The organism is Streptomyces sp. NPDC041135 (assembly GCF_055592085.1).
Genome location: NZ_JBVIYZ010000023.1, coordinates 48,531 through 72,354, shown reverse-complemented (window position 1 = coordinate 72,354; position 23,824 = coordinate 48,531). Strand labels below are relative to the sequence as shown.

19 protein-coding genes and 1 tRNA gene are annotated in these 23,824 nt (G+C 70.4%); 6 read left to right on the top strand and 14 right to left on the bottom strand.

The genetic code is table 11. The annotated features are described in order from the left end of the window. Positions 1 to 105: 105 nt before the first annotated feature. The gene (locus tag ACZ6CZ_RS31745; protein ID WP_469028083.1) at positions 106 to 2,595 is read right to left on the bottom strand and encodes a helix-turn-helix transcriptional regulator; all 2,490 of its coding nucleotides are present in this window, start codon (positions 2,593 to 2,595) and stop codon (positions 106 to 108) included. A 579-nt stretch (positions 2,596 to 3,174) separates the two neighbouring features. Here ACZ6CZ_RS31745 and ACZ6CZ_RS31740 point away from each other — a divergent pair. After that, a complete protein-coding gene (locus ACZ6CZ_RS31740; protein ID WP_469028081.1) occupies positions 3,175 to 3,363 on the top strand; it encodes a hypothetical protein in 189 nt (62 codons plus the stop codon). 77 nt (positions 3,364 to 3,440) lie between these two features. On the opposite strand, the gene ACZ6CZ_RS31735 is transcribed toward ACZ6CZ_RS31740, so the two are convergent. From ACZ6CZ_RS31735 to ACZ6CZ_RS31720, 4 genes are all read right to left on the bottom strand, one after another. Continuing rightward, positions 3,441 to 4,670: a DUF3103 family protein gene (locus tag ACZ6CZ_RS31735; RefSeq protein WP_469028078.1), complete on the bottom strand. Its 1,230-nt coding sequence runs from the start codon at positions 4,668 to 4,670 to the stop codon at positions 3,441 to 3,443. A gap of 237 nt (positions 4,671 to 4,907) precedes the next feature. Then, positions 4,908 to 4,989 (bottom strand) — tRNA-Leu (locus tag ACZ6CZ_RS31730). Positions 4,990 to 5,053: 64 nt separating this feature from the next. Then, positions 5,054 to 5,629, bottom strand: a complete 576-nt coding sequence (locus ACZ6CZ_RS31725) for a hypothetical protein (RefSeq protein ID WP_469028076.1) — start codon at positions 5,627 to 5,629, stop codon at positions 5,054 to 5,056. Between the two features lie 351 nt (positions 5,630 to 5,980). Beyond that, complete coding sequence (locus ACZ6CZ_RS31720; protein ID WP_469028074.1) at positions 5,981 to 6,505, bottom strand: MarR family winged helix-turn-helix transcriptional regulator; 525 nt, start codon at positions 6,503 to 6,505, stop codon at positions 5,981 to 5,983. Positions 6,506 to 6,545: 40 nt separating this feature from the next. On the opposite strand from ACZ6CZ_RS31720, the gene ACZ6CZ_RS31715 reads away from it, so the two are divergent. Next, positions 6,546 to 7,487, top strand: a complete 942-nt coding sequence (locus ACZ6CZ_RS31715; RefSeq protein ID WP_469028072.1) for an EamA family transporter — start codon at positions 6,546 to 6,548, stop codon at positions 7,485 to 7,487. 129 nt (positions 7,488 to 7,616) lie between these two features. On the opposite strand, the gene ACZ6CZ_RS31710 is transcribed toward ACZ6CZ_RS31715, so the two are convergent. Continuing rightward, positions 7,617 to 9,587 carry a M4 family metallopeptidase gene (locus ACZ6CZ_RS31710; protein WP_469028071.1) on the bottom strand — a complete coding sequence of 657 codons (1,971 nt, stop codon included), beginning with the start codon at positions 9,585 to 9,587 and terminating at the stop codon, positions 7,617 to 7,619. Between the two features lie 79 nt (positions 9,588 to 9,666). Further along, positions 9,667 to 10,734 carry an AraC family transcriptional regulator gene (locus ACZ6CZ_RS31705; RefSeq protein ID WP_469028070.1) on the bottom strand — a complete coding sequence of 356 codons (1,068 nt, stop codon included), beginning with the start codon at positions 10,732 to 10,734 and terminating at the stop codon, positions 9,667 to 9,669. Between the two features lie 222 nt (positions 10,735 to 10,956). Here ACZ6CZ_RS31705 and ACZ6CZ_RS31700 point away from each other — a divergent pair, with 222 nt between their 5' ends. Both ACZ6CZ_RS31700 and ACZ6CZ_RS31695 read left to right on the top strand, forming a co-directional pair. Continuing rightward, on the top strand, positions 10,957 to 12,081 hold the full coding sequence (locus tag ACZ6CZ_RS31700; RefSeq protein WP_469028068.1) for a DUF3103 family protein: 1,125 nt from the start codon (positions 10,957 to 10,959) through the stop codon (positions 12,079 to 12,081). Positions 12,082 to 12,114: 33 nt separating this feature from the next. Next, entirely contained in the window at positions 12,115 to 13,242 is a 1,128-nt protein-coding gene (locus tag ACZ6CZ_RS31695) for a DUF3103 family protein (RefSeq protein ID WP_469028066.1), read from the top strand. Between the two features lie 102 nt (positions 13,243 to 13,344). Here ACZ6CZ_RS31695 and ACZ6CZ_RS31690 read toward each other — a convergent pair whose 3' ends face one another. Continuing rightward, positions 13,345 to 14,310: a UbiA family prenyltransferase gene (locus ACZ6CZ_RS31690; RefSeq protein ID WP_469028064.1), complete on the bottom strand. Its 966-nt coding sequence runs from the start codon at positions 14,308 to 14,310 to the stop codon at positions 13,345 to 13,347. 315 nt (positions 14,311 to 14,625) lie between these two features. Here ACZ6CZ_RS31690 and ACZ6CZ_RS31685 point away from each other — a divergent pair, with 315 nt between their 5' ends. Beyond that, positions 14,626 to 16,068, top strand: a complete 1,443-nt coding sequence (locus ACZ6CZ_RS31685) for an FAD-dependent oxidoreductase (RefSeq protein WP_469028061.1) — start codon at positions 14,626 to 14,628, stop codon at positions 16,066 to 16,068. 146 nt (positions 16,069 to 16,214) lie between these two features. Here ACZ6CZ_RS31685 and ACZ6CZ_RS31680 read toward each other — a convergent pair whose 3' ends face one another. The 6 genes from ACZ6CZ_RS31680 to ACZ6CZ_RS31655 form a co-directional block, all read right to left on the bottom strand. Further along, positions 16,215 to 18,065 carry a GMC family oxidoreductase gene (locus ACZ6CZ_RS31680; RefSeq protein ID WP_469028059.1) on the bottom strand — a complete coding sequence of 617 codons (1,851 nt, stop codon included), beginning with the start codon at positions 18,063 to 18,065 and terminating at the stop codon, positions 16,215 to 16,217. Beyond that, positions 18,062 to 19,480 carry a hypothetical protein gene (locus tag ACZ6CZ_RS31675; RefSeq protein WP_469028057.1) on the bottom strand — a complete coding sequence of 473 codons (1,419 nt, stop codon included), beginning with the start codon at positions 19,478 to 19,480 and terminating at the stop codon, positions 18,062 to 18,064. The genes ACZ6CZ_RS31680 and ACZ6CZ_RS31675 overlap by 4 nt, the downstream gene beginning before the upstream one ends. Continuing rightward, positions 19,477 to 19,974 (bottom strand): FCD domain-containing protein, encoded by a 498-nt coding sequence (locus tag ACZ6CZ_RS31670; RefSeq protein ID WP_469028055.1) that lies wholly within the window; start codon positions 19,972 to 19,974, stop codon positions 19,477 to 19,479. Before ACZ6CZ_RS31670 ends, ACZ6CZ_RS31675 begins: the two co-directional genes overlap by 4 nt. Before the next feature lie 159 nt (positions 19,975 to 20,133). Then, positions 20,134 to 20,373: a ferredoxin gene (locus ACZ6CZ_RS31665; protein ID WP_469028113.1), complete on the bottom strand. Its 240-nt coding sequence runs from the start codon at positions 20,371 to 20,373 to the stop codon at positions 20,134 to 20,136. Positions 20,374 to 20,556: 183 nt separating this feature from the next. Continuing rightward, positions 20,557 to 21,639: an LLM class flavin-dependent oxidoreductase gene (locus tag ACZ6CZ_RS31660; RefSeq protein WP_469028052.1), complete on the bottom strand. Its 1,083-nt coding sequence runs from the start codon at positions 21,637 to 21,639 to the stop codon at positions 20,557 to 20,559. Positions 21,640 to 22,705: 1,066 nt separating this feature from the next. Further along, a complete protein-coding gene (locus ACZ6CZ_RS31655; protein ID WP_469028050.1) occupies positions 22,706 to 23,095 on the bottom strand; it encodes an SsgA family sporulation/cell division regulator in 390 nt (129 codons plus the stop codon). 561 nt (positions 23,096 to 23,656) lie between these two features. Between ACZ6CZ_RS31655 and ACZ6CZ_RS31650 the strand changes: the two genes are divergently transcribed. After that, complete coding sequence (locus ACZ6CZ_RS31650) at positions 23,657 to 23,809, top strand: hypothetical protein (protein ID WP_469028048.1); 153 nt, start codon at positions 23,657 to 23,659, stop codon at positions 23,807 to 23,809. Positions 23,810 to 23,824: the final 15 nt, after the last annotated feature.

The following is a 23,824-nucleotide window of genomic DNA, read 5'->3' as shown; positions in this document are numbered from 1 at the left end:
CGGATCCGGCGTGTTCCCGAGGCCCTGACACAACCAGGTCCCGGAGGTGGTCCGCCCAGCCCGGGGCAGCAGCGGGTCGCCTGGCCGACGATGCCCGCCGGGGGGTTAGCTGCCGGCGATCAGCTGGTGCCGGTTGGTGACACCCAGCTTCCGGTACACCCGGTACAGGGTGTTGCTGACCGTACGGGGGGAGATGCTGAGGTGATCGGCGATCTCCCGGTCGGACCATCCCCTCGCCGCCATGTCGGCGATGCAGCGCTCCCGGTCGGTGAGCGCGGCCGTGTGGCCGAGGAAGCGCAGGGCCGGGGTGTCCACCGGGTCGCAGCGCGACAGGTGCTCCTGGGCCTGTACCACCGCCGCGGTGGCCGCCCGGTCCCGCCCGACCAGCAGGCACATGCGGTGCATCTCCGCGTAGCTCTCCGCGGCGTACAGCTCGGCACCGGATCCCGCGAAGCCCCGCGCAGCCCGGCCCAGCAGCTTGATGTCGTGCGTGGCGACGGCCTTGGCGTAGTCCAGCCTCGCCTGGAGGAAGGGACCCTCCACCGGCAGGTTCCAATAGGCGGACGACTCCCTGGCCAAGCCCATCCTGGCGAGCTCGTGCGCCGCGATGACGGCGTTGGCCAGGGCTCCTTGCGACATCGCCGTTTCGGCGGCGCGCAGAAGGATCGACGATGCCTCCTCCAGCCCCCCGTACAGCCACGCCTGCCACGCCCTCGCCACCGAGAGGTAGATCCCCAGATGGTCCGAGGCGATGTCGGCGAGGTCGTCGGTGATGACGGGAAGCCGGTCGTCGCTGGGCAGGTGTATCGAAGCCAGGACGGTGTAGATCCGGGCCCGTTCCTCCCACAGCTTCCAGCCGACCTGGTAGGAGCTGCTGAAGGAGAAGTACCGCAGGGCCTCCTGGATGCGCCCCCGCTCGTACAGCGTGAAGCCGAGGGCCAGCCCTCGCTGGGCGTCCTGGCGCAGCGACTGGCCCGTCAGCGCCTGCGTGTGGGCCGCGGTGAGCAGTTCCTCGGCCTCCGAAAGGCGTCCCATGTCGTGGAGCGCGGCGGCCCTCAGCTCCTCCAGCGAATCGAGGTGCAGAGCCCAGGTGCCCGCTGGCGCCGGGTCGCTCTGGTAACGGGCGTAGCACGCCAGCGCCTGCTGCGGACGTGCCTGGTGACACAGGGCCGCCATCGTGAAGACCACTGCCTCCACGCGCGTAGCGTGGTCGGCGTCCTCCAGGTACGGAGCGCACAGACCGATGGCCTCGTCCATGCGGCCTGCGAAGTACGCGTGCATGCCCTGGAGGAGGTCACGGCGCACCGACGTCACCGCCTCCAGTGAGGTGGCGGCCTTCTTGGCGTTGCCGATCAGAATGTCGGCGCGGGCCCGGACTTCCCTGAGGGAGACGGGAAGGACCCCGCCATTCGCGCGCGCGACCTCGGCGAGCATCTCCTCCAGATCGTCGAACTCGGCTGCCGACAGCAGCACGTGGGAGCGCAGTTCGGCGGCCCGCAGCGACCGGTACGAGGCCCACTGCAGGTCCACGACGCGATGGGCACTCACCAGGTCTCCTGACGCGAGGGCCGCCCGCACGGCGCACTCGAGCCACTTCTCCGGAACCGTCTCGCCGGCCGCGACGGACCATTCGATGGTGTGCAGCCTCAGATCGGCACTCTGCTCCGCCATGGGAAAGACCTTGAGCCACACACGCAGGTGATGGGCCGCCCGCAGTGCGGCGATGCTCTGGCGCAGTGCCTGTCCCAGGAGGGGGTGCGCCACCTCCACGTGGGGCTTCACTCCCTTGGTGACCACGCGGATGAGCTTCAGGTCCTCCAACTGGAGCAGGGCACGCCCGTCGAAGAGCCCACGCAGCAGGTCGAGGGGCGCTTGGCGGGCCAGGACCACGAACTCGAGGGCCGCCCGGGTGCCCGGGTCGAGCGAGGGCAGCTCACGGGGCATCAGGTGGTTGACGACGATGGGGCGGATGGTGGGCACCGTCCTCTCCCCCGGCCGTGCGGCGTGCCATGTCTGCTCCTCGATGCCCGAACGCAGCAGTTCGCGCAGCAGCAGGGGGTTGCCCTCCGAGAGGGTGGCCAGTGCCGTGGCAGCGAACCGGTCCAGCGGGACAGGGCTCATTTCCTCGGCGAGACGCCGCGCCGCGGCGGGCCGCAGCGGCCGGAGGTCGAGCAGGTGCACGAGGTCCGCGCGCCACAGCTCGTGCAGGGCACGGGGGAGGCTCTGGCGCTCCCCCATGGCCGCGGTCAGGATCGCCCGGACCGTGCCGTGCCGCAGGGCCGCGAGGACGGCTTCCGCCAGCTCGTCATGGAGCAGATGGGCGTCGTCGATGTAGAGCAGCGCTGGGCGTTTGCGGGTTTCCTGCCCGAGCGCGGCGAGCCTGGCCCTCACCTCGGCGGCATCCTCGGAGCCCGGCGGATGTATCTCGATTAACCGCCAGTTCGACCTCCGCAGCGTCCACCGCCGCAACTCCTGGGCCATGCGTGTCCGGCCCACCCCGCGAGGTCCGGTGATCAGTACCCCCATCGGGCCGTGCGCGAGGGAGAAGACCCTGCTGCCCTCGTCCAGTTCCTTCGCTCTTCCGACGAAGGGCACGTCAGATTTCATAAAGCCCTCACGAGATTCAGCACTTAATGCGGCGGAGCCGACAGCACGAAGCCGAGTCATCATTTACCCTCACAAGAATTGAGTCCGCAAGAAATTTCCTGAGCCCACACGGCGGTCTGCTGACGCGGCAGCGGCACGATGCGGCCAACCCGTCCCCACCAGGGAGGAGTGCCGCGTCGGGGTTCACGCACTCTTCCTACGGTCCCTTTTTCACAACGCAGGCAGGAGAGTAACTCTTGCTTAGTTCCTTGCCCACTCGATAATCGTGAGCAATAAATACTCAGCGGAGCGCACGGTACGCTTCCGCTCGGATGTGTCGGACGGTCGCGCGCACCGGAAGCCACCCGGGCCGCTGTCCACGCCTCTTCGTGATCGATCCGGGACTCTCGGTTGGGTACCCGCTACTCACTCCCCCTGGCGCCGGCTCCCCGACACTGGTACTCGAGCCCGAATCGGCTGCGAAAGAGGTTCTCTCGCACAGTCCCCGGGCTCGGCATCCAGGCGTGCAGCTGTCCCGTTGCCCTGCACGTCCTGGAACTCCGCACGGCGGGGGGAGACCTCCCCCCAATGCCTCTTCCCGCTGTGCGGGGCCCGATCGTCTGGATACCGGTGACCACCATGCTCAACTGGAACATCGCGGCCCTGCTGTCCACGGGGCTGATCGCCGTGGCGGCCGTCACGTTCGGCATCGTGGGTGCATGGCGGCCGTTTCGGCGCACCTCCCCCCGCGCGCCCGCGCCCGGCGAACACGCGTAAGGCCGCCGGTCCCGTCCGAGCGGACGGAAACCGGCGGCCTCAAGGCCGACTGGGCGGGCCCGTCACCGGGCGGCCCGTCAGGAGGCGGTGGCGCCGTCCACCTTGATGTTCATCGCCAGCTCGCCCTGGGTCCCGAGAACGTTGCCGTCACCCTTCGTGCCGTTGGCAATGGCCGAGTAGGTGTCGAGGTGGTCCGTGTCGTCGGTGAAAGCGTTGTCAGGGATGGCACTGATGATCGTGTTGGCCACCGGGGCGTAGTTTCCCTGGCCGAACGAATTGAGCGCGATGGCCGCGGTCGACTTGCCCATCTCCTTGTAATTGGTGCCGTCATCCTCCTCCAGGATCACGAAGTCCTTGAGGTCCAGGCCGTTGTTGTCCATCTGGAACTGGTCGGTCGTCCAGATCGCCTGGTCGGGGGCGTAAAAGACGCTGTTCTTCTTCCAGAACGGCATGGGGATGTTGTTGATGCGGGGCTGACCGTCGGGGCAGGTGCCCTTCTTCGTGCAGTCGGGGTCCGTGTTGGTGCCGATGCCCCCCAGAATGCCGAAGACCTCGGCATCCCCCTTCCACCACGGCTCCTGCAGGGAGCCGCCGTTGAGGGAGAGCCCGGGACCCCCGTCGACCGACATGCCGTGAGCCGTCTTGATCCGCACGGCCGCGTCCGTCCCGTTCGCGAGGGCGGAGACGGGCGTGCCCCCGGAAGCGACACCGGAGTCCCTCATGACCTGCTCCATGACTCCCATGCCCAGCTCCACCGCACGCGCCCCGTCGTAGGTGACGACGAGGACGGGCTGGTTGGCGTTGAAGCTCGTGGCCGGCAGCATGACCCTGGAGCCGTCGGTCCGCAGAGCGGAGAACGACGTTGCCTCATCGGGTGCCTCGGCCATGACCAGGGGAGCCGCCCCGGCCTGCAACGCGGCCGACATCTCCGGCCGCAACAGGCGCACGCGGAGCAGGTTCTGGTTGGCCGGCAGGCCCTTGAGCTGGAGCAACCGCTCGTTGCGCGAGCTGGCATAGGGGTTGAGGGCGCGTCCGACGGAGCTGGCCGACACGGCGGTCCTGGCGACCAGATCGACTTCAGGGGCGGCAGCGAGGGCGTGACGCACCTCCGCGCTCCACAGCGGGTCTTTGAGGCTGGGGGCCAGGCGCGCGGCGACGGACGTCTTGACGTCCATCACCGTGGCGTCGGGGTCAGTGGGAACGGAGGCCGCCACCGCCGGATGGACGGCCATGACACCGGAGGTCACGACCCCGACCGAGAGCAGCGACGCTGCGGCGATACCCCGCAGGTGAACTGAGATCTTCACGGAAAGCCTCTATCACTGGGAACGTGCAACAAAGGACGGCCGCAGCGCGGGACAAGGCCCGCAGCAGCGCCCTGTGCATCCTGCTCAAAGTTCCGGGAACCCGCGCGAGTATTCTTCACTCGAATCAGTACACATGGAAAAGGACAACACAAACGCGCCGTCATGCGTGTGCATGACGGCGCGTCGTGGGACCGCCATTAAGAGGGGAACGCACAACGTTCCCGTGCCGGAAGCGAGTGGGCAAGGTGGGATTCGAACCCACACACCCGATGGGCTTCAGATTTTAAGTCTGCTGCGTCTGCCATTCCGCCACTTGCCCGCCGGACCGACGTTAGGGCCCCACGGACGTGAGCACGAGAGTAGTCAGTGCTCCATTGCGCGGGTCAGAGGAGTCCGAGCCGGTTCTTGATGTTGGTGGCGTAGCTGGACCAGAACTGGTTGACGAGGCCGGAGTCGATGGACGCCTGAGCCCCCGCGCTCCAGGGGCCCCAGCCTTCGACCTTCATACGCAGCTCGAAGGTGGTGGGATTCTGGGAGAAGCTGAAACGGATGAAGCGGTCCGCGCCTTCGGCGTGCCCGGGCAGGGACTTGAACGTGAAGCTCGTGGCCGTACGGTCCACCACGGACACCGGGTTGGTGGTGCCCAGGAAGAACAAATTGCACCGGACGGGCGGGTCCGTCACCGGCGGCAGGTCCGTATAGGCGCCGCAGTCGGAGGAGAACGGGAACGTGTCCTTGAAGTAGGTGTCGGCAGCGGTCATGACGCTGGTGGGGTTGTAGAAGAAACTCCAGCCCAGCGAGTAGTTGTATTCATAGGACAGCGGGGAGGCCACCATCGAGGCGGACTCGCGTTTGGCGACGGGAGACTCTGCGGCGGCGGCCGGTCCGGCCGCCAGAACGGACGTCACTGCAGCTGCGGCGACACCCGACAGCAGAACCTTCTTGACTGAAGACTTCATCACTACTCCTCGATCCGGTGAGATCGGAAACCGTGCTGCGACGGGGAAACTATGTCCCACCAGACCGGAAACTCGATGAGTAGACTTCCCTCCAAAAACGCAGGACTTACTTTCGGCCAATCGCCAATAATTCACCTTCCCGGCGGAACGTCGGACCGCCCGCCATATCGACGAGGAGCCGCCGACCCCGTACGCACGACGCCGTCCCGACCCCCGCGGCGTTCCTGGTCGAGGTGCGCGCGCGGTGGGGAGCCTGGCCAGGCTGCTGGGGCGGTTGCAACAGTCAGCCCCAGGCCTGGGGCGCGACCGGGTGGCCGACGCCGCCGCGCTCTGCCAGCGGCGCCGTTCCAGTCACTCGCCGTCGGACGGACGCGGATTCTCCACCTGTGAGATCCAGGTGGTGAGCAGCCCTTCAAGTGCCGTGGCGTCGGCGGGCGTCAGCAGGCTCAGCAGACGGCGTTCGTTGCGCATGTGGTCGGTGAATGCCTGGTCGATGAGTTCGCGACCGGGCTGGGTGAGGGCCACGATCCGGCCGCGCTGGTCGGCGTCGGAACGGCGGCGGGCGACGAGTCCGGCCCGCTCCAAGCGGTCGATTCGCTTCGTCATCGCACCGGTGGTCACCATGGTGTGTGCGGCCAGTTCGCCGGGCGCCCGCTCATAGGGCTCACCGGCGCGACGCAGTGCGCACAGGACGTCGAACTCTCCCTCGCTGAGTCCGTAGCGCGCGTAGACCGGGCGGAGTTGCTCGGTGAGATGGTCGGCCAGGCGGTGCAGCCGGCCGATCACGCCCTGCGGGGAGATGTCGAGGTCAGGTCGCTCGCGGCGCCAGTCGGCCTGAATGCGGGCCACACGGTCCAGCAGTTGCGGGTCGTCCATGCACACGATGATACCTTCCTGGGAAGCTATAGTATCTTCCATGGAAGCTAATACACGGTGGGCAGCCCTGACCGCTGTCGCACCAGCGGCCTGGGGCGCCAGCTACTACGTCACCCACGCATTCCTACCACCGGACAGGCCTCTCTACGGGGCGGCTCTGCGGGCGCTGCCCGCCGGCCTCGTTCTGCTGGGTCTGTGCAGGCAGCGACCGCGCGGTGCGTGGTGGTGGCGGTCCGCGGTGCTCGGGCTGCTCAACGTGAGCGTGTTCTTCGTGCTCGTCTACGCCGCCTCCCAGTTACTGCCGACGAGCATCGCCTCGACCGTCATGGCGGTGTCCCCGCTGGCGATGATGCTCATCGCCTGGGCCCTCGTCTCCGAGCGGCCCGGCATCGCACACCTGGTCGGCGCCACGCTCGGGCTCGGCGGAGTCTGCCTCATGCTGCTCACGGGGACGGGAGGAGTGAGCGTGCCGGGAGTCCTCGCCTCGGCCGCGGCCATGCTCGTGTCGTCCTTCGGTCACATCCTGACCAAGCGGTGGAACACCGGTACCGACGTGCTCGCCTCGACCGCCTGGCAGCTCACCGCCGGGGGACTGTTCCTGCTGCCGGTCGCCACAGTCGTGGAGGGTCCTCCGCCCGCACTCTCCACACCGGCGCTCCTCGCGTTCGGCTACGTCACCCTGGTCGCCACCGCGCTGGCCTTCGCCGCCTGGTTCACCGGGCTGCGGCACCTGCCCGCGGGAACCGTGGGCCTGGTCGGACTTCTCAACCCCGTCACAGGCGTGCTGCTCGGCACGGCGGTGGCCGGAGAGGTGCTGACGGCCCAGCAGTCGTGCGGGCTGGCACTCGTCCTGGTCGGAGTCGTCCTTGGACGGCCCACACGCGCAGGACGACGCGGTGGTGGCCGGACTCCTCTGCAATCCGCACCCGCCAAGCGCCCCGTCCGCCAGTCCTCCGCCTGCGATCAGCGATCCCACGGATGACAGGGCGTTATCCGCAGAACGACTTCATACAGGTCCTGTCGCCCGGCCGGCGCCAGGGCCAAGGGCTCGAGCCCGCACCCCGGACGCACGGGGGTGCGGACCCGAGCCCGGTGCCGGTCCGTGGAGCGGCTACTCGAAGTGGAGCGTCCAGCCCCTGATCGTGCCCGCGTCACCGTCGACGGTGTCGGTCACCCGCAGGATCCACGTGCCGTTCCTGTTCATCGTCAGCGGGAAGCCGAAGCTGCGGAAGGTCGCGAAGAGATTGTCGGCGCTCTGGCCGGGCTCCGGGTTCTTAAGGACCGCGGTGGTGCCGTTCGGAGCGATCAGCTCCACCTTGAGGTCGCCGCGGAAGGTGTGCTCGATCGTGGTCGTCACGTAGACGTTCGGTGACTTCGGCTGCGGGGCACCGCTCACGGAGAGGGCGCCCGAGTAGACGGTTCCCTTCTGCGGGATCGCAGTGACGGTCGTGCTCTCCTTGTAGTTGACCGGCGGTGCCGTGTCGCACTTGGCGTCCTCGCCGATCTGGTGGATCACGTTCACGGCCGTCCAGGCCCGCTGCACTGCTTTGTACTCCGCGCTGCACTCGCCGTAGAGGTCGGTCGCAGCCCACAGGGTGCTGGTCCGGAACCGGTGGAAGGTCTCGTCCTCAGCCATGTAGGTGGTCAGCGCGCGGAACCAGATCGCTGCCGCCTTGTCCCGGCCGATCTTGCTGACATCGACACCGTTGCAGGTCGGACTGTTGCCCCAGATGGAACCCTTGGAGCCTTCGGCGAGGAGGTAGAAGAAGTGGTCCCCGATCGTCGCGGAGTCGTGGGGGTCGGCCGCCCAGGCGGTGGGCGACCAGCAGTTGAAGTACCTGCTGTCGACGGACGCGGGGTCGCGCATGTCCCTGCCGTAGGCACCCAGCACCTTCTCGGCGATGAGGTAGTCGCCGTTGTCCCAGGGGTTGTCCGCCGTGAACTCGGACATGGCTCCGAAGACGTCGGCCGTCGCCTCGTTCAGGCCCTCGGGCTCTCCTCCCCTGACCAGGGCGGCGGTCTGGCTGACCAGGCCGTGCGTCATCTCGTGCCCGATGATGTCCTCCGAGGCGTAGGAGCGCGCGTCGTCCGCCCCGTCCCCGACGAACACCTGCTCCTGTGCCAATCGCCAGGAGGCGTTGGCCCACGCGTGGTCGTAGTGGACGTTGACCATGGCCTTCCTGGCGCTGTCCCAGATCCCCATGCGGCCGAGTCGGCCGTTCATGTAGGAATACCACCTGTCCGCGGCGTACTGGGCGTCCACAGCCGCGGACTGCGGGTCGGTGTTCGCGCCGTTGCCCCAGTCCGTGTCGGTGCTCGTCAGCAGCTGTGCTGTGCCGCAGTTCGTCTTGTCCTTGTTACAGGGCGAGTTGGCCCAGGTCCTGACGTCCGCGAGCTGGTAGAGGCCGCTGCCGGCGGAGAGGTTGTTCACGGCGACGGGGCCGGAGGTCACGCCGTGGCCGGTGCCCGCGAAGGTCTGCTCCTCGCCCCACATCCGGTCGGCCTTGCCGGTCGTCGCGTTCACGAGCACGTGCGTGTCGCCCTCACCGGACTGCGTGCCCTGCACCACGACGTCCCAGACGAGGTGCGGCGCCCTGTTCTGCCCGCCGCCGAGCGCGGCGGCGTCCACCGCCAGGCTCGGCGTCCGGGCGCCGGAGTTCGGTCGCCCGAAGCGTTCCACCGCAGCGGCTGAAGCCGTGGCCGCGTCGACAGCGGGCACCGTGCTCAGGGCGAGCGGCGCCGTCAGGCTGGTCTCGGCCGACTCGAAGCCGCCGTCCTGACCGAGCTGCACGACGATGCCGCCTCCGATGACGGGTACGTCCCGGTAGACACGGCCGACTCGTACGGTGCGCCCGCCGTCCGGACCGAGCACCACGCTCAGGGGCGTAAGCCGTTCCGCCTCCGACGTCCTGGCCTGCTGGGGCCGGCCCGCCAGCGCCGCCAGCGCCGTGTTCTCCGCATCCGTGCTCAGCGCGGCCTCGTCAGCTGCCGATGCGGGCTTCTCCGGGTCGGCGTCCGCGGCGGATGCGGGAAGAGCGTGCAGGGAGCCGCAGGCGACGGCCGTGACGAGAAGTCCGGTCATCTGCCGCGTACGTCGGCGCCGCCGTAATCCAGGCATCGAAATCCTCAATCCTCGCAAGGGAAAACACACTTGTTCGAGGCTAGGTCCCTGAACTCGGCCGGTCCCGGGAAGTCGTTACTCCATCTCTCCCGCCACGACGCCCGGGGGTCACGGCACAGCGGTGGGCTCCTGGCGTCTTTCCATGGCGTCGGCGGAAGGCGCGGACCAGAGCCGCGGCGCCACTGAGCCCGACGTCGCGGGCGATCGCGTCGAGGGGCAGGCTGGTGGTTTCCAGCAGGACGCGGACGCGGCGGTCACGGGCCTCGTCGAGCAAACTTCGCCACGACGTCCCCTCGTCGAGCAGAGCCCGGCGCAGGGCCCTGTCGCTCATGCAGGCCACCCGCAGGACGCCCTGCATCGTGACGTGCGCCAGTTCCTGCCGCGCCAGCACCGCACGGACAAGCGCCGTGGCGGACGCGGGTGCCTGCATGTCGTCGAGCATGCGCTCCGCGTACCTGCGGTGCAGGGCGGCGAGCGGCTCGTCGACCGTCCGGCGCGGCTTGCGCAGATCGGCCGTGGGGACGACGATGAGGTGCTCACGCCCGAGGAACTGCACCGGGCAGCCGAGCATTCCTACGTACAGGGAAGGGTCCGTGTCACAGGCGTGGGCGAAGACGACCCGCTCGGCGCTCCAGGCGGGTCCGGCCACCCAGCGGGCCGCGGTGACCATGCCGAGGACCACGGCCTCCACCTGCTGGCGGTGCATCACCTCGCCGGCGCCGGGCTCCGGCCGGTAGACGATCTCGGTACGGTCGGCCGCGGTCCGCACCCGCACCGTTCCGGCCTGGCTGACCAGGGCGTGGTAGCGGCCGGCCAGGTCCGCGGCGTCCGCCAGGGTGCCCGCCGTCAGCAGCGCGTGCCCCAGCACGTGGAAGTCGGGCGGCCGCAGCCCGCCGGCGACCAGCAGTCCGGCCGGGGTACCGGACGGGTGACGCAGGAGCGGCTCCCACACCGGCCGCTGAGCCCGCAGGGGTATGCGGTCGGTGGGCGCGCGCCGCATCAGGTCGTCGGCCCGTCCCCCTGCGCCTGGTCCCGATGTCAGTTCCCTTCCCCGGGCGACGACGGCCTGGACGTAGCTGGCCGCGACGGTGGCTGTAGAGATTTCCATGACGCTCAGTCAAAGCGCCGTGGTCACACCCGTCAACGAGCGGACCACGCCGACGGACTGAGCAGACGTCTCCCTAATCACAGGCCGGACCACTGCGCACCTTGGAGTGGGATTCACTCTGCCGATGGGCAGGCGCGCTCCCGTCTACTGAGGCAACGGCGGAAAGCCGGCCCCGGCAGAACACGGGGCGCTCCTTTCCCTCCCAGCAAGGAAGTGTTCACGATGATGCGTTCCCGTGCGATCGGCACCCTGGTCGCGACCCTGTCGACGGCCGCCGTCCTGTCGGGGGGTCTGCCGGCGATGGCCAGCGCCGCCCCGGCCCCGCAGACCACCCAGGACGTGGTCATGCAGGCCGAGGAGGACGCCGCCAAGCGCCTGGCCACAGCCTTCTCCGGCGGCCTCGCCAGCGAGACCCGCGCCGCCCTCGACGCCGGTGACTCCATCGCCCTCTCGGACGTCGCCTCCCCCTCCCTGCGGTCCTACGCCGCAGCCGTCGCCGCGGACAACGCCGCCATCCTCCAGGCCAAGGGCCTGCCGGACATCGGCAACATCATGGAGGTCCGCCTCGCCAACCCCGAGACCCGCAGCGCCCTCGCCGCCGGCACCACCCCCCTCATCGCCGCCGAACCCGGCGACGACGCCACCTCCCTGACCGCCATCCGCCCCGACGGCACCACCCAGGTCATCGACGGCGCCAAGGCCCCCAGCACCCCCGTCCTCATCGTCGGCTACGACGGCGACAAGGCCATGGCCGCCGGCATGCGCGTCCTCGACGACGGCTTCAAGCGCGCCTGGCCCGACGCCGCGGCGGACCGCGACACCTCCGGCGGATCCCTGACCGGCGGCAAGACGGTCACCCAGATCAAGAACATCCGGCTGGAGTACGACGAGGAGCCGTGGTTCAAGGGCGGCGCCGAAATCTTCTTTCTCACCGCCGGCGACGGCAAGAACGGCAAACCCTTCGTCTCCTCCGCCACCAAGATGCCGTTCCTCGACTGGGACAAGACCGACTACAAGAACGTCAACATCACCGCTGTCGACTGGTCCCAGTTCGGCTCGGACGACGCCAGCATCACCATCCACGAAGAGGACGCAGGCACCGACTACAAGGTCCTCACCCAGGCCGTGGTCACCGCCGTGGGGTCCCTGGCCAACTGGTCCGAAGGGGCCGTCGTCGTCAACACCCTCCTGAGCGCGATTCCGGGCGACTGGTGGAAAGACGGGACCGACGACGTCGACCAGTACTTCTCCATGTCCCAGCAGGACGGCACGAGCAACGTCTCGCGGATGGGCGCCGGGGGCAACGCCAAGATCCTCTTCGCGAACAAGTTCATCCCCCAGATCTGACCGGCCAGGCCGCAGAAGTTCCGGAGAACCACCATGTTGCGTAATCGAATGACCGGCGCCGTGCTCACCACCGTGGTGTCGGCCGCCGTCCTGTCGGGGGGTCTGCCGGCGATGGCCAGCGCCGCCCCGGCCCCGCAGACCACCCAGGACGTGGTCATGCAGGCCGAGGAGGACGCCGCCAAGCGCCTGGCCACAGCCTTCTCCGGCGGCCTCGCCAGCGAGACCCGCGCCGCCCTCGACGCCGGTGACTCCATCGCCCTCTCGGACGTCGCCTCCCCCTCCCTGCGGTCCTACGCCGCAGCCGTCGCCGCGGACAACGCCGCCATCCTCCAGGCCAAGGGCCTGCCGGACATCGGCAACATCATGGAGGTCCGCCTCGCCAACCCCGAGACCCGCAGCGCCCTCGCCGCCGGCACCACCCCCCTCATCGCCGCCGAACCCGGCGACGACGCCACCTCCCTGACCGCCATCCGCCCCGACGGCACCACCCAGGTCATCGACGGCGCCAAGGCCCCCAGCACCCCCGTCCTCATCGTCGGCTACGACGGCGACAAGGCCATGGCCGCCGGCATGCGCGTCCTCGACGACGGCTTCAAGCGCGCCTGGCCCGACGCCGCGGCGGACCGCGACACCTCCGGCGGATCCCTGACCGGCACGAAGGTGGTGACCCGGCTGAAGCAGATTCACCTGAAGTACGACGAGGAGCCGTGGTTCAAGGGCGGCGCCGAGGTTTTCGCCGTGGTCTCCGGCATGGACAAGAACGACAAACCGTTCATGAGCGGGAATGTCGAGCTGACCGGCGTCGACTTCGACGGGATGACTTACACGCCGAACAAGAACCTCATCGACTGGTCGAAGCTCGGCTACGACGATGCTTCTGTCGCTTTCTTGGAGGAGGACAGCGGCACGAACTACAAGGCCATCGTGCAGCTCGCGATACAGGCGGTCGGTACCGTAGCCGGCGGCCCTACCGGGGGTGCGGTCGCTGCGGTGATCAACGTATTCATCTCACTGCTCCCGGACGACCTCTTCACCGACACGACCGACGACGTGGACGAGTTCCACTCCCTCCACAAGTCCAGCGGCAGCAGCGGGGCCGAGAGGACGGGCATACGGAGCAACGCGCGGATCGTCCTCCAGAATGTCACGCTGCCCGCGTGACCCGGTAGCACGGCGGTTCCTCATGCCGGTGGTCCCACCCTCGGAGGTCGGGACCACCGGCAGCGGCATGCCGGGGCGCGGAAGCAGCCAGCTGACGTCCGATCAGAGCGTCGCCGCCAGGGGGCCGGCGGCCATTGTCGCGTACCACAGGACCAGTAGCCGGTACGTTCGCTCGTCGCTGGCGGCACTGCGGCGCACGACCACCCGTACCGCGGCGCATGCGCAGAGTCCGGCGGCCAGGACCTCCAGCCACCCGCCGGGCCACAGGACACCGAGTCCGACCAGCCGGCGGACGGCGACGGGGGTGAGCAGCAGGGCCCCGCACAGGTAGAACCGCACGGGCCGGGCCCCGTAGGCGATAGGCAGCGTCCGGCGCCCCACGGCCCGGTCTCCCTCGATGTCGCGGAGGTCCTGGAGTGGCATGAGCAGGGCAAGGAGGACAGAGAGGGCGACGGCGCAGGGCAGGAACCGGTCGGTGCGGCCTCCACCGATGTACCAGGCCGACAGCAACTGGATCCCGGCCTGCACGCCGACGACGAGGGGCTTGCACACGGGCCTGCGGGCCAGCCCCAGGTGGTTGTTGGCACCGGTGACGACCGCCCACAGCAGCGCGAGGTGAATGATGCCGAGCAGCTGGCCGGTGAGCAGCAGGAGCGCGGTTGCGGCTGCCAGGCGTATCCAGGCGCCCCTGAGGGTCAGCAGGCCCGTGACCAGGGGGCGCGCGGGTTTGTTGACGCGGTCCTCGGGCACGCCGGTGATCTGGTTGGAGAGGTCGTAGACGTAGATGGCCAGCAGGGCGTACACACCGGCGGCCGGCACGGCGGCGACCAGGCGGTCGCCCGAGGTCCGGGCCGCGGCCACGGTCGTCACGAGCGCGGGCAGGACGCCGATCAGCGCGTTGGAGGAGACCACCGCCGCAAACACCTTCGGCTCGCGCGCCAGCCGGGTCAGCGCACGGCGGCCCAGGCCGTGGCCGGCGGGAGCCCTGGAGGCGTGGCGCGGGGTCCGGGGTGCCCTGTCCCGGAATGCCGGGCGATGGTAGGCGTCCCGCATTGCGTTGAGGGCCATAAGGGACTCCGAGACTGAAGAGGGCGGTTCTGAAGGCTGGGTGAGCCGACGTGTCCGTGAAGGGCCGGCGGCAGCCGTTGACCGATTTAGCTACGGTCCGGGCGCCTGGGGATGGGTATTCAGTACTCATCCGGAACACCGCAGGTCACGCGTACGGATTTGGTCAGAAGGGACCTCGCAGGGTCGCACTGGCGTGAGTAGCAACTACTCACGGCAGCGCCATCACCACGGCGCGATCGTGTCCGGCAACGCAACGGGGGCGCTTCCCGCCAGTACGACGAGCCGTCCCGCGGACCGCGAAGGGGAGACCGTCCTATGCCACCGCGTGCCCGTACCGTCCGTGCCTTCGGCCGTCGCAAGATTCTGAAGATCGGAGCCGGGTCGGCCCTGTCCCTGTCGTTGTCGGGCCGACCGACCGTACCGTCCCAAGCACCCGCAAGTCAGGAGTCCAGCGCGGCGGCTCCGCGGCTGGCGGTGGTGGGGGCCGGCGCGAGCGGGGTGACGACGGCCTATTTCTGCTCGCCCGAGTGGAGCGTGGATCTCTTCGAGGAGCGCGCGGCCATCGGTGGTCACGCCGACACGGTCGACCACTGGGTGGGCGGATCGGTCCGGCACCTCGACCTCGGGGCGGAGTTCTTCCATCCGCAGACCCACCCGCTGTACTGGTCGTTCCTCGCCGAGACGGGCCTGCGCGGAGCCGACACCGTGGTGGCGGCGAGCGCGGGACTGACCGTCTTCGACGCGGTGGGCGGGGCGTCGCGTTTCTCCTCGGCGAACCCGCTGGACAACCTGCCGGCGGCGTTGCAGTTCCTCGCGTTCACCGAGCAGGCACGGCAGATGATCCGTCCCCAGGCCCCGCTGAGCACGACGATGGGGCAGTGGCTGGACGGTCTGCTCCTCGCTCCCGGGTTCAAGGACGAGGTGCTGACCCCGTGGCTGGCCTCCCTGTCCTGCGCCGACACGGCGAATCTGCGCAGGCAGTCGGCGAAGTCCCACCTCCTGGCCTACGCCGGCACGTTCCCCGCCTCGGTCCTGGAACAGCCCGTCACCTACAACGCGGTACCGGGGCTGGGCGGCATCCTGCGGTCGGTTCTCGCCCGCTGCACAGGGACCACGACGTTCACCGGCCGACCGGTCACCGCGCTGCGCGAGGAGGCGGGCGGGTGGCTGGTGGACACGGCGGCCGGCACGCACGGTCCCTACGACGCGGTGGTCGTCACGAGCCCACCGCACGCCACCCGGTCCGTGCTGGGGTCCGTTCCCTGGGCGGGCGGCATCGTCGAACTGCTCGTGCAGCACGAGTACTACCCCACGACGATCACCCTGCACGAGGACCCGGTCTACATGCCGGCCCGGGCGGACCGCTGGGCGCTCCAGAACGCCGCCGTGGACGGCGTGCGCTGCGAGGGTTCGGTCCGCCTCGCGTCCTTCCCCCATCTGTCGGACGTCCAGCTCTTCAAGAGCTGGACGTCCGGGCGCCGTCGGCAGCCGCAACAGCCCATCACCGGCCGGGACTTCCTCCACCCGCTCTCCACCCCGCAGTCCCTGCAGGCCACGAAGGAGGTGATGACCTGGCAGGGCTACCGCGGGCTGTACTTCGCCGGTCACTGGACCACGGTCACCGATCTCCAGGAAACGGCCCTGTACTCGGCGCTGCGGGTGGCCCGCGCCGTGAACGCCGGGGGTGCGCGGCTCGCTTCCTTCACCGGGCGGCTGGCCGGTGAAGGCAAATCCTCCCTGTCCTACGACGTCCCTTAGGGACCGCGGCGGACCGGTGGCGTGGATGCCGAACGGCGTTGTCGGCGAGCGGAGGTCGCACCAGAGATATGCCTATCGCAAGTCACACCGGACCGGTCGGAAGGGCGGCCCGGTGTGACCGCCCTACGGCGGATGGCCGGCCACCGCTATGCCAGATATTCCTGGCATACCGCCAGGGACGCCGCCATGATGCTCAGTTGAGGGTTGACCTCCGGACAGGAGGGCAGGAGCGAGCCGTCCGCGATGAGCACGCCCCGCACGCCCCGCAGCATGCCCCGCCGGTCCGCCGGATGCCGCTCCGGGTCGCCGCCGGCGGCCAGCGTTCCCGAGGGGTGGAACCCGGACAGGTGCAGTCTGCCGACCGGGAGGTTCGCCATCACGTCCGCCATCCGCGCGGGCGAATGGACGCGGGGGGTTTCTGCGATGCCGGTCAGCACCTCGTCGGCACCGGCCGCGAACAGCATTGACGCGACCGCCTCCATGGCCTGCCGCACCCGGCCCGCGTCCCGCCGGGACAGGTCGTAGCGCACCAGGACCCGGTCCCTGCCGAGCACCCGGCCGGACGGCAGGTCGGCGACCATCGCGCCGAAGGTCGCCAGGCGCCCGGCGCGCTCCAGCTCTTCCCGCAGCTCCCCGCCGACGCCGGGCAGGACGAAGCCGGTCATGCCCGGGGGTGCCGTCGTAGCCTCGACGAGCACGCCGTCCGCGTGGAACTCCTCCATCGACACGCTCTGCAAGGCACCGGGCCGACCAACCACGGGCTCGGCGAAGCGACCGGCCACGCTGACCGCCGGATGGACACTGAGGTTGCGACCCGTACCGGGATGCCCTCCCAGTCCGGAGCGGCGCAGCAGGGCCGGACTCTGCAGCGCACCCGCCGCGACGACGACCAGGTCCGCCATGATCTCCACGACGTGCCCGGCCCCGTCCGCGGCCCGGACACCGACCGCTCTGGGTCCGCCGGGCCCGTCCCGCTCCACCAGGATCCGCTCGGCACGTGCCCCCGTGACCACCCGGGCCCCGGCCGCCCAGGCCTCCGGCAGTAGGGACAGCTGCACGCTCTGCTTCGCGCCGCTCGGGCAGCCGGCCACGCACTCCCCCGCGCCCCGGCACCCGGGCGCGTTGCGCAGCAGGGGTTCGGAGCGCCATCCGAGCCTGCGCGCACCCAGCAGGGCCAGTTCACCGTTGCGACCGACGAGGCCGAGGGGCTGCCGTCCCACCTGGAGGCTCATCTCCACCTCGTCGAGGCATTCCTCCAGTCGTTCGGCCGCCTCGAACCCGCTGTCCGCGGTCCAGGCACGCACGACGTGCCGTGGCGTGCGGTAGCAGGTACCGGCGTTGACGACGGTAGTGCCTCCCACGGCGCGCCCGGTGGGCAGCAGGAGCGGTACACGTCCCAGGGTGAAGGTCGCACCGCCGTCGCGGTAGAGCCCGCTGAAACGCTCTAGCACGGGGCGGTCCCGGAAGGAACGGGTGCTGTGATGGTCGCCCTCCTCCAGCACCACCGTGCGCAGACCGGCCCGGGCCAGGGTGCGGGCGGCCATCGCGCCGCCCGCGCCCGACCCCACCACTACGGCATCGGTCACCGAGCAGCGCGGCAGCGTGTGCAGGGGTGCGCACTCCAGTGGCGGGTCGTCCGGCAGCCCGGCACGCGCGCCGCCGGCGGCGGCTCCGACGGCCGCGGCGCCCGCGGCCAGGAGGACGGGCATTTTGAGCAGATCGAGGAGGTGGGCGACGGTCGGCCGGGAGGCCAAGGACCGCAGGAGGGCCTCGCGCTCCCGCGGCGGGAGCCGGCCGACGCCCGCGCCGTACCGGCCGCGGGCCAGCAGGTCGAAGCCTCGTCCCGCGGCGCGCAGTGCCGTGCGATGCGGTGCCGGTACGGCGTCGAGCATCAGGTCGAGGGCGTTCGCGAAGCCCGGCGATTCCTCCTCCATGGCGAGCAGGGCCCGGGCCAGTCCGCCGAACGCGGTGCGGTCGGCCTCCGTGCGGCTCCTCACCGCTCCCCCAGTTCCGCGTGCGCAGTCCCGTCCAGCACCCAGCGCCGCTCCTCCCGCCACCGCCCCCACCAGCGTTCCAGGACGACGGTGGCGTCGGCGGACTCACTGTTGTGGCAGGTCAGTCCGGAGCCGTCGGGGTCGCGGTAGGGCAGGGTCAGGGTGCGTCCGGGCGGCAGGGTCACCTCGACGCGCACCCGGCGCAGGCCCGCCCTTCCGCGGACCCGCCAGACGGGGCGGCCGAGTTCCGCGCGGAAGCGTCCCCATCCCGCCCAGCCCATGGCGGTGCGCTCGGCCCGCCGCGGCCAGGTCCGGCCGGCGCGGCGCAACCGCAGGAACACCAGAGGAGGCAGGGCACGGGTACCGGGCCGGTCGGAGGCCGCGGCGACGACCTCCAGGACGTCGCCCCCGCCGAGGTCGGCGTGCAGCCAGCCCCACCGGCGTGCGTACCCGTGCCCGTAGATGCGTGCGGAGGCGCCGGGCGCGGAGGCCAGTTCGGTGCTCACGCCGGCGATGGTGAGCGTGCCGTCGTAGAGCGCACGGGCGGCGGGCAGGACCTGCGCGGCGGGCAGCAGCGGCCAGCGCCAGCACCAGCGCGGAAAGGTGAACACAGGATCGCCGGACGGTCGCTCTGTGAGGTCCCACGAGATGTCGCCTGCGCTGCCGCGCAGCCGTCCTGCCGTGTACGAGGCCTCCGGCGAGGTGAATCCCGCGGCCTCCGGGGCCCAGGGGGCGGGGCCGAACCGCGCGTGGCGCACCGGTCCTTGCCGGGGGAAGACGGCGGCCCAGCCGTGCGCGTGCGGTGGTCCGCCGTCCGCCGGGGCGACCAGCTCGTGGTGGAGCCAGACGCCGGTTCCCGTCACGGGATCGGTGAGGGTCGTGTACCAGACGTCGAGCCGTCCCGGGGCACCCTGCCAGCGCGGGGCGTTCATGGCGGAGGTCGTGGCGGGGAAGCGGAAGCCGACGAGGAAAGGGAGCAGTTGTCCGAGCGGGAGGCGCAGTGTGCCACGGCCGACCGGGATGCCGCGCCGGTAGAGGCAGTAGGGCAGCACGGTCATCGACCGCAGGGGGCTGCGGAGGCTGACGGACTTCCATCCGTCGAGGGTGATGGCGCGACCCTGGGCATTGGTGAACTCCAGGCGGTAGCGGATCCGGCGGCGGGCGAGGGGCGAGATCTCCAGTTCCCCGGTGACCTCGGCGTCCTCGGCCCAACCCGCGATGCGGATCCGCCCCGTGACGGCCGCCGTCGTCGTGCGGTGCGGGCGCATCACCTCCGCTGCTGTCGCCGTGAGGTGGAGGCGGGTGGGGCGCGGCCGGGACTCGCCCGGCAGTTCGGTGGTGCCCGTCATGGTCTCCCGGAAGCGGGTGCCCCGTCCCGTGGGACTGCCTGCCGTCTGCTGGGCGGTCGGCGCGGTCATGCGAGCCCCGCGAGCATCAGTGCCTCGGTGGCGGAGAAGTAGTCGTCGGCGGCTCGGCGCGCGGCTCCCGGGTCGTTCGCGCGCACCGCGTCCGCGAGGGGCTTGAGACGGTCACGGGCGACCGTGCCGTTACGGAAGAACGCGGATGTGGCGCGGTACAGCGGGGTGCACGCCTCGTCGACGTTCAGGGTGAGGGACAGCAGTCCGTCGATCCGGGTCACGCGGGCGAGCAGAAGCAGGACACGCAGGGTCGCCCACTGGACCGCTTCGTCACCCCGGGCCCGGCCCAGGGTGTCCAGCCGGCGGTGCATCTCGCGCTTGTGGTCGGCCTCGGCCGAAGCGGCCGCCCCGACCGCGACGAGGGTACCCAGCGCGCGCCGCAGGGCCATCAGCTGCCATGTGGCGATGTTGACCGTGTCGGGCAGAGCGGGCCGGGGTGTCATGCCGGTCACGCCGGACGGACGTGCCACCCCGGCGTCGGTGTGCCTGTGCAAGTATGCCCCCTCGACTGTCACTGGTTCAGTGGTCCGACCACTGGTCCAGGACTGTAAAGAGGGCGCTCTACCGGCCGCAAGGTGCGGCGGTAGCCCTCCGTGCCGATCCGGCCACTCCCTGCGGCATGTGCCGGGTGTTGGTTGCCAGGCCGTACGCCCTTATCCCGCGGGCTGCTGTCCGGCCGGCCGGACCTCGGAATCCGGCCCCGACGGCGTGACGGTGATGGCCTCGGTGGGGCAGCATTCGGCGATGGAGAGCACTTCGAGGTAGTCGGCTTCGGACGAGACTTCGGCCGTTCGCACGCGGCCGGTACCGGAGGCGTCCACTTCGAAGTGCCGCTCCGACATGGCGGCGCACAGCCCGGTCCCCCGGCACCGGACTCTGTCCAATCGGATCACCGCTCTGGCCACTGCCGTCTCCTCTCGTTCCGGATGTCCCGCCCCTGCCGGCCGCGTGACGCCGGCAGGAACACGGACCGGTCGCCCATCCTGGGGCCGGTGGGCCGCCGGCGCCTGAGTAAGACGTACCCAGAGACGGCTGTCCCCGCCTTGCCCGGCGCCGGCGGACGGTGCGGTGTGCCGTCAGCCGCCGGAGGCGAGGGTTTTGGAGCGCTCCGCGAGGCGGGGGGCCACTTCCGCTGCGAACAGGCGCATGGATCGCTCGACGTCGGCGGCCGGCGTCGTGCCGACGAAGTCGAACCACGCGAGGAACCGCCCCGTGCCCAGCCGCTCCGCCAGCGAGGCCAGCGTCCCGGCACAGGTCTCCGGCGTGCCGAAGACGGCTTGTTCGGTGCGCATGGAGCCCAGGTCGAGCCGGTCAAGCCCGGACAGGAGCCGGGTGAAGAAACCGTCCGGATCGCCTGAACGCCGCATGACGGTGGTGAGGTTGCTCCGCATCAGCGCCGCGTAGTGGTCGACCGCCGGCCCCATGAGCCGTACCACTTCCTCCTCGCGTTCCGCGGTGAACGTCGGTGCGAGCACCGTGATGTCGTCCGGTGCCGCGGCCGGGTGCCCGGCCTCGGCGCGGGCCGCGTGGTACGCCTCGAGATGGCCGGCCAGCACGGCCGGGGGGTTGATGTGGATGGCCGTCAGGACGGGCATCCCCGCCCGGCCCGCCGCACGGAAGCTGTCCACGCTGTTCGCGGCCAGCCGCACGGCCGGCCCGCCGGGCTGGACAGGTTCGGGGACGACCTGGGTGCCCTCGGCCGTGTAGTGGCGGCCGTGGAAGTCGAACGGCCGGCCCGGCAGCGCCGCACGGAGGTAGTCCAGTCCCTCCTCCAGCCGTTCCCGGCTCTCCGCGAGGTCGGCTCCGAAGCCCGCGTAGTGCGCGGGGTGGGTGCCGCGCCCCACCCCCAGCTCCGCCCGGCCGCCGCTGATCACGTCCAGCGTGCAGATCTCCTCGGCCACCCGCAGCGGATGGAAGAGCGGCAGCTGGACGATGGCGGTACCGAGGCGGATGCTTTCCGTACGCGCAGCCAGGGCGGCGAGGAACACCGTCGGGCAGGAGAGCACGGACTGCGTGGGGACCGTGTGCTGTTCGGCGGGCCACACCGATTCGAAGCCGAGGTCCTCTGCGAGCCGGCCTTGGGCCAGCGCGTCCCGGTACCGGGCGGAAGGCGTCTGGCCGCTACCGCAGGGAAGGAGGAAATGCACGCCGAACTTCATCCGGGCTCCAGTCACCGCAGCTGTCGGAGGAGTCGGCCGGACGCACCGGCCGCGCCTGCGCCGCCTCCAGGGTGTGCGGCACTCGGACATGGTCACGGCCCGCCGGTCGGCCGGGCATGAGTATTCGATGCCCAGCACGCAACCGGGCCGACCGGATCGGAAGGGCTGCGGTTGGGCAGCCATTGCTCACGGCGGCGGCCGGCGCCCGCAGTTGACTGGGACCGTGACCCTCCCCCCTGCTTCCGCGACCCCTGCCGCGGCGGATGCGGCTGCGCCGCGCTCCGCACGCCCGCACGCACTGCATCCGCTGCCGCCGACCTGCGGCGTGCTCGGCCCGGCGCTCCTCTGGGACGTCCGTCCCGTCGCGTGGGCGGCGGACGAGGCACGGCTCCAGGTCGAAGGGGTGCTGCGCCTGTGGCGGCCGGGTCCGGACGCCATGCTCCGGGCGGTACCGCTGACCGGCGTTCTCGTACGGGCGGCCATCGCCCTGGGTGCCACGCCGCTGCGCCTGCACCTCGCCCGCCGCCCCGGCCGGCTCCTCCTCGCGGTGACCTACGGGCCGGGCACGCACGACGACGAGCGATCCTTCTACGAGGACCAGGCCAGGGCGCAGTGCGACGAACTTCGGCACGCCGGACCGAGCGCGCGCGAACCCTCCGCCGCACTCATCGCCACCCTGCTGTGCGGGGAGGACTCCCGTCCCCACCCGGGAAGCGTGACGACGGTCCCTGCCCGGCACCGACCGGACGGCACCAGCAGTGCGCGACCGCCCCTGCCCGGCGGTCCGGACCGCGGGCGTCGTTCCCGCCCTGGTCGCGGTGACGGGACAGGCGCTCCCGGCCCGGCTGTCCGTGGAGCGGTTCGCCTCGGCGATGGTGGACGCCGCGCTGTTGGCCGCGCCCCACGTCCGGGAGCCTGAGTCCGTGGTGTCCGTCTCCAAGGGTATGGACGGTGCTGGGCATGACGGTGCGGCACACCGGAGTGAGCCGCATGAAGACCGTCTGGCTGCTCGTGACGGTCAGCAGCGCCGCCACCGTGCCGACGGTGGCGGCGCTGCTGAGCTGAGTCAGCCGAGCAGCTGTTCCAGGTGCCTGTCCCAGTCGATGCGGTCGCCCTCGGTGCCCGCGGGCACGAGGTCGTACGTCGCCGACAGCCACGCGCGCAAGGGGGTTCGGGGTGCTTCGAACAGCGCACTCCAGCCGTCCGAGACGACGGAGAGGAAGACGGTCCGCTCCCCGCCGGTGCCGTTACCGGCCCAGGCCTGCACGTCCCCGGGGCCGGACACCCCGGAGTCGACGTCGAGGAGGTCCCGGGCGACCCTCCACCGGGTGCCCTGGCAGTCGTGCGGGATGAATTCTATCTCCGCCGCAAACGGATCGTCCGCGCAGTAGGAGAAACGACCGATGATCGGCACCCGGCGGTCATCGGAGACCCACCACGTCAAGAGCAGATGCATTTCGATATACTTGCGCGGAGCAGCGCCGCTTTCGTCATTCTCCGCCATAGCCGACCCCGAGCGAAATCATTCGCACACCCCTAATGCCGCGTTAACCGTTCCGAGAATGCCGCAGAACTACAGCGTGTCCATCACGGGCCGCTCCAGCATGAGTATCCGGTACTCAGCCCGCGGCGGGGCCGGCAATTGCGCCGGCCGGCCCGGCCGGGGTTGAGGCGTAGGACCGAGACGCCTGGGAGCGCTCTCTCGGCCCTACGGGCGCAGGAGGGGTGGGCGAGCATATGACGATCGCACCTTGCGCCGGTCCGATTCTATTGCGTCGAAATCGCCGTGCAGTGAGTAGCGGGTACTCCCCCCGTAACGCCCCCGCGGCCGATCGCCGACGATTCCGGTCCATCGCACGCATCGCGTCGGAGCGGCCGAACCAAGTGAGTATGATCTGCTCACTCCGCACTCACGATCCGCCGCGAACATCATGGCACCGGCAATTTCCGCCACAGGAGGTAGACAGCCGTGAGTGAACCTGCCGTCCACAAGCCCAGCTGCACTTGTAATTTCTCCATGCCGACCATCGACATCCTTTATGTCGGCATGATCGAGGCGAACTACTCGGTACACGAGGACCGGAATCTGTGGGACCTGGCCAAGAGGATGCAAACCGTACGGTCCCGCCGCAAGCGTCGTGAGGACGACGGCGGGCGGCCCGGCGTGTAGACGGACGGCGCCGGG

Excerpts from the sequence above, each read along its gene's own strand:
- ACZ6CZ_RS31690 (WP_469028064.1), bottom strand. The coding sequence starts at position 14,310 with ATGGCCCTCAACGCAATGCGGGACGCCTACCATCGCCCGGCATTCCGG.
- ACZ6CZ_RS31685 (WP_469028061.1), top strand. The coding sequence starts at position 14,626 with ATGCCACCGCGTGCCCGTACCGTCCGTGCCTTCGGCCGTCGCAAGATT.
- ACZ6CZ_RS31715 (WP_469028072.1), top strand. The coding sequence starts at position 6,546 with ATGGAAGCTAATACACGGTGGGCAGCCCTGACCGCTGTCGCACCAGCG.
- ACZ6CZ_RS31720 (WP_469028074.1), bottom strand. The coding sequence starts at position 6,505 with ATGGACGACCCGCAACTGCTGGACCGTGTGGCCCGCATTCAGGCCGAC.
- ACZ6CZ_RS31700 (WP_469028068.1), top strand. The coding sequence starts at position 10,957 with ATGATGCGTTCCCGTGCGATCGGCACCCTGGTCGCGACCCTGTCGACG.
- ACZ6CZ_RS31675 (WP_469028057.1), bottom strand. The coding sequence starts at position 19,480 with ATGACCGCGCCGACCGCCCAGCAGACGGCAGGCAGTCCCACGGGACGG.
- ACZ6CZ_RS31710 (WP_469028071.1), bottom strand. The coding sequence starts at position 9,587 with ATGACCGGACTTCTCGTCACGGCCGTCGCCTGCGGCTCCCTGCACGCT.
- ACZ6CZ_RS31740 (WP_469028081.1), top strand. The coding sequence starts at position 3,175 with ATGCCTCTTCCCGCTGTGCGGGGCCCGATCGTCTGGATACCGGTGACC.
- ACZ6CZ_RS31660 (WP_469028052.1), bottom strand. The coding sequence starts at position 21,639 with ATGAAGTTCGGCGTGCATTTCCTCCTTCCCTGCGGTAGCGGCCAGACG.
- ACZ6CZ_RS31725 (WP_469028076.1), bottom strand. The coding sequence starts at position 5,629 with ATGAAGTCTTCAGTCAAGAAGGTTCTGCTGTCGGGTGTCGCCGCAGCT.
- ACZ6CZ_RS31695 (WP_469028066.1), top strand. The coding sequence starts at position 12,115 with ATGTTGCGTAATCGAATGACCGGCGCCGTGCTCACCACCGTGGTGTCG.
- ACZ6CZ_RS31650 (WP_469028048.1), top strand. The coding sequence starts at position 23,657 with ATGCCGACCATCGACATCCTTTATGTCGGCATGATCGAGGCGAACTAC.
- ACZ6CZ_RS31705 (WP_469028070.1), bottom strand. The coding sequence starts at position 10,734 with ATGGAAATCTCTACAGCCACCGTCGCGGCCAGCTACGTCCAGGCCGTC.
- ACZ6CZ_RS31655 (WP_469028050.1), bottom strand. The coding sequence starts at position 23,095 with ATGCATCTGCTCTTGACGTGGTGGGTCTCCGATGACCGCCGGGTGCCG.